The following is a 7,455-nucleotide window of genomic DNA, read 5'->3' on the forward strand; positions in this document are numbered from 1 at the left end:
CCTCGCCGCCACGGGCCTGCTGCTCGCCGCCCCCCGCGTTCACGCCCAGGCCTCCGAGCCTCCGAAGGCCGCGGAGCCTCCGAAGGCCGCCGAGCCGCCAGTCATCAACGTCTCCGAGGAAGGCTTCACGCTGTCGTCCGCGGACAAGGCCTTCGTGCTCAAGCTGCGCGGCCAACTCCAGGGCGACGGGCGCTTCTACTTCGCGGACATCGACCGAACTGGCACCAACACGTTCCTCGTGCGGCGCATGCGCCCCATCCTGGACGGGACGCTCTTCGGCTTCATCGACTTCCGCCTCATGCCGGACTTCGGCGTCAATCAGCCGATCATCCAGGACGCGTTCATCGACTTCCGTCCAGGGGAATGGGTCCGCCTGCGCGCGGGCCGGTTCAAGACGCCGTTCGGACTGGAGCTGCTCCAGTCCGACATGGACAACCCCTTCATCGAGCGCTCGCTCACGGTGGACCTGGTCCCCAACCGCGACGAGGGCCTGGAGCTGCACGGCGAGGGCGAAGGCGGCCGGTGGCAGTACTCGCTGGCGGTGGTGAATGGAGACCCCGACGGCGCCAGCACCGACACCAACCCCGACGACAGCTTCGACCTGGTCGCCCGCTTCTTCGCCCTGCCCTTCAAGGGCCGCGAGCCGTCCTTCCTCCAGGGACTGGGGCTGGGCATCGCGGTGACGCGCGGCCTCCAGTTCGGCACCGCCACCAACACCGGGCTCGCGCCCTTTCGCAGCACGGGCCAGGAGATCATCTTCAGCTATCTCAACAACGCGAACACCGGAGAGACGGTGACGGCGCACGGCCAGCACCTGCGGCTCGCGCCCCAGGGCTACTTCTACTGGGGGTCCTTCGGCCTCCTCGCGGAGTACGTGCGCTCGTCACAAGAGGTGCGAATCGCGGACGCACGCGCGCGGCTGCGCAACCACGCGTGGCAGACGTCGGTGTCGTGGGTGTTCGGAGGGAAGGCGTCCTTCGAAGGCGCCCGGCCCACGACGCCCTTCGACCCGAAGACGCTCAAGGGCGGCGCGCTGGAGGTGGCGGCGCGCTACCACGCCCTGGACATTGACGACGCCGCCTTCCCCCGCTTCGCCAACCCCGCGCAATCCGTGAGCGCGGCGAGCGGCTTCGGCGTCGCCACGACGTTCGCCTTCAACCGGCGCGTGCGCTTCGCCATGAACTTCCACCGCACGAACTACGAGGGCGGCGCTCCGGATGGCGCCGACCGCCCTCCCGAGAACGTCCTCATGTCCCGCTTCCAGCTCACGTTCTGAAACCCCGCCCGCGAGCCGTGAAACATTTGGTGACGCCGGGTGTCATCCGGCGGCTTCGTCCTGGTGCGTCTTGAAGCGCCCACGTCATGTGCACGACGCTCCCGCCGCCCGCCACGGGTGGCCCTTGCCCGTGGGCCGCTCCCGCGGACTCCGCCGAGAGGATGCATGCCCGCGAACGTGTTCCCGCAACGCCCGACGCCTGTCCGCTCCCCGTCCCTGTCGAAGGCGCTCACGCGCGCCGCGCTGCTCGGCCTCCTGGGCCTGGGCGCACCCGTGGCCGCGCAGCAGCCCCAGTCGCCCATCACGGAGGACGTGCCACTCCCGGTGCAGCCGCTCCTGCCCGACAGCCGCGTCTACTTCACCACCCTCAACGTGGTCCGCTACAACCCGCTGGGGCTCGAGTCGCAGAACCGGCTCGTCTACCAGAAGCGCCTCTCCGACAGCCCTTCCCTGCTCCTGCGCGACACGTACGCCAGCGCCGGCGCGAGCCTCCGGCTGAGTCCCGCGTTCTTCAAGCTGGGGCCCGTGGTGGAGCTGCAACCGCTGGCGATCTTCAACGTCCGCGCCGGCTACGAGTACGTCCAGTTCTTCGGCACCTTCGGCAGCGTGCAGTCCTATCCGGACTCCTTCCAGCCCTACGACGACGACCTGCGCAGCGCGACCAATGACACCGCCTACGGCACCTCCGGGCACCACTTCTTCGTGGAGCCCATGCTCCAGGCGAAGGTGAAGTCCCTGGCGCTGCGCTCGAAGCTGGCCATCGAGTACTGGAACATGTCGCTGCGCGACGGCGGCACGCGCGGCACGTTCTACGACCCGACGCTGGACACGCTGGTGCCCGGCAAGGGCTGGGTGCTCGCCAACGACACGGACCTCCTCTGGCTGGCCGGACAGTGGACGCTGGGCGCCCGGCTCTCCGCGGTGTGGCCCCGCTACGACGAAGACACCAACGCGGTGGAGCCGCTGCCCGGGCGAAAGCTGCCCACCAACTCGCACGTCCGCGTGGGCCCGCTCGTCGCGTATGCCTTCGACACGAAGCCGGGCGGCGTCATGAGCAAGCCCACCGTGCTGCTCATGGCCGGCTGGTACCTCAAACATGAGAACCGCATGAACGCCATGCCCTACCTGCTGGGCGGCTTCTCCTTCACCACGGAGCTGCTCTCCGGCCGCTGACCGCGTCCCGCGGACTGTTCAGGCATCAAAGCCCCACTGCCCTCCAGGGCAGTGTGCCTGCCTGCAGGTCGTTCCTAACTCGCACTGTCTGTCTTTGGGGACAGCGAGGTGGGGACACATGGGAACGACTCGCAGGGTGATGGGCTGGCGGCTTCTTTGGGGCGCCGTGATCGCAGCGGCGCTTGGCGGGTGCGGGCCCTCGGAGGCCCCCGAGGCGTCCGCACGGACGCAGGAGGCGGCACTCTCGGGGGGAGCCTTCGCCTGGGTGAAGCACCTGGGGTCCCCCCGGTTCGACCAGGCCCACGCGGTGGACTTCGACCGCGACGGCAACATCCTCGCGCTGTTCCTCTACCAGGGCAGCGTGGACCTGGGCGCGGGCCCCGTCGGCTCCGGGAACCCCGACAGCATTGGCTTCGCGGTGGCGAAGTACACGACGGCCGGCGCGCTGCTGTGGACCCGCGCCTATGAAGGCGTGCTTCCTCCCGGCGGACAGAACTTCGTCGACGCGGTGGCGCTCACGGTGGACCGGGAGCGCAACGTGCTCGTCGCGGGGACGTCGAACGAGCCCATCGACCTGGGAGGGGGACTCCAACCGGCAGGCGCCTTCCTGCTGAAGCTGCGCAAGACGGGGCAGTTCCAGTGGGCCCGGCACTTCACGGGCAACATCTCTCCCCATGACCTGGTCACCGACTCGCAGGACGGCATCGCCATGACGGGCAACGCCTTCCGCACGGTGGACTTCGGCCAAGGGCCCAACTCCTCGCAGGTGACGGACGTCGTGACCGCATTCCTCACGAAGTTCAATGCCGCCGGCGCGGCGCAGTGGACCGTCCGCGAGCAGTTGATCCTGAGCAGTGGTGCCAGCGTCGCGGTGGATGAAGCGGACGCCTTCTACTTCGCGGGAATCCTGTACCCTGACCCGGAGGTCTGGAAGGTGACCCCCTCGGGCACGGTGGCGTGGACCCGGTCGCTGGTGGGCGCGTCGGGAGGAGCCGCGAGCATCGCCGTGCACGGCAACCGCGTGGTGGTGGGAGGCCAGTTCAGCAGCGCCTTCACGTTCCGGGGCCAGACGATTACGCCCCCGGTCCCGGGCGGCGGCTTCCTCGTCGCGTGGACCCGGGCCGGAGAGGAGCGCTGGGCCCGCGCCTACCCGCAGGCCGTGGGCGCGGTCGCCGTGGCCGAGGACGACGCCGTGGTCGTGGGCGGCGCCTCCATCGAGCCGGACTCGCCCTCCGGCTACACGCTCTTCACCGCGAGGCTGGAGCGCATCGAAGGTCAGCAGCAGTGGAGGCACACGTACAGCTCGACCGGACGCCCGTTCTTCACGGACGTGGCGGTGAACAAGCAGGGCGCGTTCGTGGGAATCGGCTACTTCTCCGGCACCCTCCACCTTGGAAGGAACCTGGTCTCGCGCGGCTTCGACGACGACTTCCTCTTCAAGGCGTCGACGGCGCCCTGACGGTCATCCGAAGCCCTGGGCGCGCAGCACCGCGCCCAGCGGCACGGAGCCCGCGCGGGAAGCGTCGAACCACCGCGCGGCCTCCTCCGGCGTCGGCTGCGTCCACCGCCAGCGCCCGGGCCCGCCGCCGCCCTGGCAGCGGATCAACGACGTGCGCAGCTGCTCCGCGTGGGTGAACTCCAACTGCTCCAGCACCAGCGGGTTCTGGCTGGTGACGAAGGCCTGCCTTTTCCCCATGTCCCGCACGCACGCGCGCACCAGGTCCGGATGCAGGCCGTCCGCCAGCTCGTCCGCGATGACGAAGGACTCGTGCACGTCCAGGTAGTAGAGGAAGGACAACAGCCGCTTCTGGCCATGGCCCAGCTGCTCCTGCGTCACCGGAGTGCCGTCCGGCCGCACGAACGCGAAACGGAAGCCGCTGAAGCCCAACCGTCCGCCCTGGGACAGCGGCGTCGTCTCCGTCACGTCCACGGTGAGCGTGCCTGAAGCGAACCCCGCCAGCGTCACGAAGCGCGCGAGGAAGCCCTGGGGCTGCGCCTCGTGGCGGAAGAGCAGCGACGGAGGCACGGGCTCGCGCTCCACCTGTTCGCGCAGCCAGCCCGGCATCCACGTGGGCAGCGCCATGAGTCCCAGCGGAAACAGTTCCTCACCGCGCTGCTCCATCGCGTAGCGGATGGCGCCGATGCGCTCGAACATGCCCAGCGCTTCGTCGAAGCGCGGCGGCGCCAGCAGGAACGTCTCCCGGAGCAGGTCCTTCAGCCGGTCCTTCACGCCGCGCTCCAGGTACTGCGCGGCCATGAAGAGCAGCGTCCATACGGACCGGTCCAACACCGACCAGTGCATGCGCTTGGAGAAGCCAGCCGCGCCCGCCACCTCGCACGCGAAGCCCGTGGCGCTGGCGCGCATGACGAGCCGCGCGTCCTCCGCCGCGTCCCACCGCACCGTCGCCACGATGGAGGGCATCAGCCCGTGCGCCAACGCCGCCGGCGGCAGCGCCAATGCGGCGCCAGGGCCTGCATCGGAGCCGCCCTCCCCGGCCGTAGCGGGCAGCGCGGCGGGCGGCTCGTTGCGCACGGCCACGTCCACCGTCAGCGCGTCGAAGCGCAGCGCGTACTCCAGCGAGAACGGCTCCCGCAGCAGCCCGGAGAAGTCCGAGCACAGCACCGCGGACACCAGCTCCAGCAGCGTCGTGCGTCCGCTGCCCGTCGCGCCCACCACCACGTTCAGGGCAGGGCCGAACGTCAGCACCGTGTCCGGCGCGAGCCCTCGGTAGTGGTGGACGTGCAGACGGGTCAGCTTCATGGCGTCCGGCCCTCCCCTTGCCTTGGACGGCCGTCAGCGTAGGCCCTTCGCCAGCTGATGCGCGAGCCGTTGGAGCAGCTCCGTGTTCTCCGCCTCCGCCGCCTTCAGCTTGGGCAGCTGGGCCTTCAGCGCCGCCACGTCCTTGCCCCGGGTGACGAGGTCCTCCTCCCCCAGCTCCAGCCAGCGCCCCAGCTCCTGCGCCGTCAGCTCCAGGTGGAACTGGAAGCCATACGACTTTCCCAGCCGGAAGGCCTGCTGCGTGTACCGGTCCGTGGACGCGAGCAGCGTCGCGCCGGGCACCGGCGTGTACGTGTCCCCATGCCAGTGCGCCACCGCCGTGCGCGGCTTCGCGCCCGCCACCACCGGGTCCTTCAGCGCGTCCTGCGTCCAGCGCACCGGCCCCACGCCCACCTCGAAGCCATTCTTCCCCGGCGACACCGTCGCACCCGCCGCCGCCGCCAACAGCTGCGCACCCAGACACACGCCCACGCACGCGCGGTCGTTCGCCAGCCGCTCTCCCAGCAATGCCAGCTCTTCATTCAGGAACGGATGGGCGTCCGCCTCGTACACCCCCATGGGCCCACCCATCACCACCACCAGCGGCGCGTCCACGTCCTCGCGCTTCACCGTCCGGAAGCGCCGCACCAGCGTGAAGCCCGCCGCCTCCAGCGCCGGCCCCAAGAGGCCTGGCCCCTCGTGCTCCTCGTGCTCGAACACCACCGCGCGCATTTTCCGCCACCCCTTCCCTGTGTCTTTGTTTGTGCCACACGCAATGCGTGCCGCGTGAAGACTAACGCTCCATGCCACGGTTGGCCGCGACGCGCCGTGAAACCGGATAGCCGGCAGGCATTTATTTCACAGTATTTCATGCCATCATCTGCGGGCCCGGTTTCCCCTATAAGCATGCACACCCGGGCATTCCCCCTTGGGCGTTTTCGTCGCGTCGTATTCCGAAAGGAAGTTCCTCGTGAGCAAGAGCCTTCGCGGTTTCAAGTGGCTGATGGGCACGGTGGTCGGCGTTTCCCTGCTGAGCGGTTGCGGCGCTCCTCCGGCGGAGGGTGAGCCCACCCCGACCGAGGCCACCGAGCAGGCCCAGGGCGCCCTGACGGCGCAGGTGTCCGCAGGCAAGGCCTCCATGGCCGCCAGCGAGCGCGTGACGGTGGAGGTGACGCTGACCAACACCTCCTCTTCGCCGGTGAGCATCTACAAGTGGGACGCGCCGGGCGAGGGCCTCAACGAGGGCCGCCTGTCGGTGTCTCGCGACGGCCAGCCGGTGGAGTACACGGGCGCGCACTTCAAGCGCGTGCAGGGCCGCGCCGAGGACATGGTCACCATCGCCCCCGGCGAGAGCCTCTCCGGTCCGGTCGTCGTGTCGGACGCGTATGACCTGTCCGTCTCCGGCACCTACACCATCCGCTACGAGCTGGAGGCGCGCGCGGGCGTGACGGCGCTGTCCTCCAACGCGGTCAGCCTCTTCATCGAGGGCCGCCGCAACAGCCTCGAAGGCATCGAGGCGATGCGCACGGTGACGGCGCAGGGCCTGTCCTACTCCGGGGCGTGCACCGCCTCCGAGCAGACCACCATCACCAACGCGTACAACAGCGCGAAGACCTACTCCAACAACGCGTACACGTACCTGAGCGCCACGCCGTCCGCGACCAGCCGCTACACCACGTGGTTCGGCACGTACTCCAGCTCCAACTGGAACGTCATCAAGACGCACTTCAACAGCATCAAGAACGCGTTCGCGTCCGCCGCCGTCGTCGTGGACTGCAGCTGCAACGAGAGCGGGACCTACGCGTACGTGTACCCGGCCTCGCCGTACAAGATCTACGTGTGCGGCGCCTTCTGGAACGCCCCCAACACGGGCACGGACTCGCGCGCGGGCACGCTGGTCCACGAGATGAGCCACTTCAACGTCGTGGCCGGCACGGACGACTGGGCCTACGGCCAGACGGCCGCGAAGAACCTGGCCCGGTCCAACCCCACCAACGCGCGTGACAACGCGGACAGCCACGAATACTTCGCGGAGAACAACCCCTCGCTGCCGTAAGGTGACGCGGGACCGTTGACTCCGGGGCGCGGGCCACATGGGCTCGCGCCCCTTTTCTTTTCGCAGCACGAACACAAGGAGCGTCACGTGATGGGCCTGGGACGAAGGAACCTCGCATGGCTCGCGGTGCTGACCGCCGCCGGTGTCACCGCCTGTACCCCGAAGCCCGCGGAGGCACCCGCGCAACAGCAG

At 69.4% G+C, this 7,455-nt stretch carries 6 protein-coding genes; 4 read left to right on the forward strand and 2 right to left on the reverse strand.

Features of this window, described 5'->3' with window-relative positions:
- The 3 genes from D7Y15_RS41060 to D7Y15_RS41070 all read left to right on the forward strand — a co-directional run.
- The coding region (locus D7Y15_RS41060) for an OprO/OprP family phosphate-selective porin (protein ID WP_121755988.1) at positions 1 to 1,276 on the forward strand (1,276 nt) is incomplete at its 5' end.
- A gap of 165 nt (positions 1,277 to 1,441) precedes the next feature.
- Positions 1,442 to 2,449 (forward strand): hypothetical protein, encoded by a 1,008-nt coding sequence (locus tag D7Y15_RS41065; protein WP_120580888.1) that lies wholly within the window; start codon positions 1,442 to 1,444, stop codon positions 2,447 to 2,449.
- 265 nt (positions 2,450 to 2,714) lie between these two features.
- A complete protein-coding gene (locus tag D7Y15_RS41070; protein ID WP_121755989.1) occupies positions 2,715 to 3,908 on the forward strand; it encodes a hypothetical protein in 1,194 nt (397 codons plus the stop codon).
- 3 nt (positions 3,909 to 3,911) lie between these two features.
- Here the strand turns inward: D7Y15_RS41070 and D7Y15_RS41075 are convergent, their stop codons facing one another.
- Both D7Y15_RS41075 and D7Y15_RS41080 read right to left on the reverse strand, forming a co-directional pair.
- Positions 3,912 to 5,210, reverse strand: a complete 1,299-nt coding sequence (locus tag D7Y15_RS41075) for an AAA family ATPase (protein ID WP_120580890.1) — start codon at positions 5,208 to 5,210, stop codon at positions 3,912 to 3,914.
- Between the two features lie 33 nt (positions 5,211 to 5,243).
- A complete protein-coding gene (locus D7Y15_RS41080) occupies positions 5,244 to 5,939 on the reverse strand; it encodes a glutamine amidotransferase (RefSeq protein WP_120580891.1) in 696 nt (231 codons plus the stop codon).
- Between the two features lie 238 nt (positions 5,940 to 6,177).
- On the opposite strand from D7Y15_RS41080, the gene D7Y15_RS41085 reads away from it, so the two are divergent.
- Positions 6,178 to 7,263, forward strand: coding sequence for a M35 family metallo-endopeptidase (locus D7Y15_RS41085; protein ID WP_120580892.1), 1,086 nt, complete (start codon positions 6,178 to 6,180; stop codon positions 7,261 to 7,263).
- The last annotated feature ends 192 nt before the right edge of the window (positions 7,264 to 7,455 follow it).

This window comes from Corallococcus sp. AB030 (genome assembly GCF_003668965.1).
In the GTDB taxonomy this organism is placed as follows: domain Bacteria; phylum Myxococcota; class Myxococcia; order Myxococcales; family Myxococcaceae; genus Corallococcus; species Corallococcus exiguus.

Bases quoted from the DNA above. Each gene is read 5' to 3' on its own strand.
- D7Y15_RS41075 (WP_120580890.1), bottom strand. From the start codon at position 5,210: ATGAAGCTGACCCGTCTGCACGTCCACCACTACCGAGGGCTCGCGCCG.
- D7Y15_RS41080 (WP_120580891.1), bottom strand. From the start codon at position 5,939: ATGCGCGCGGTGGTGTTCGAGCACGAGGAGCACGAGGGGCCAGGCCTC.
- D7Y15_RS41065 (WP_120580888.1), top strand. From the start codon at position 1,442: ATGCCCGCGAACGTGTTCCCGCAACGCCCGACGCCTGTCCGCTCCCCG.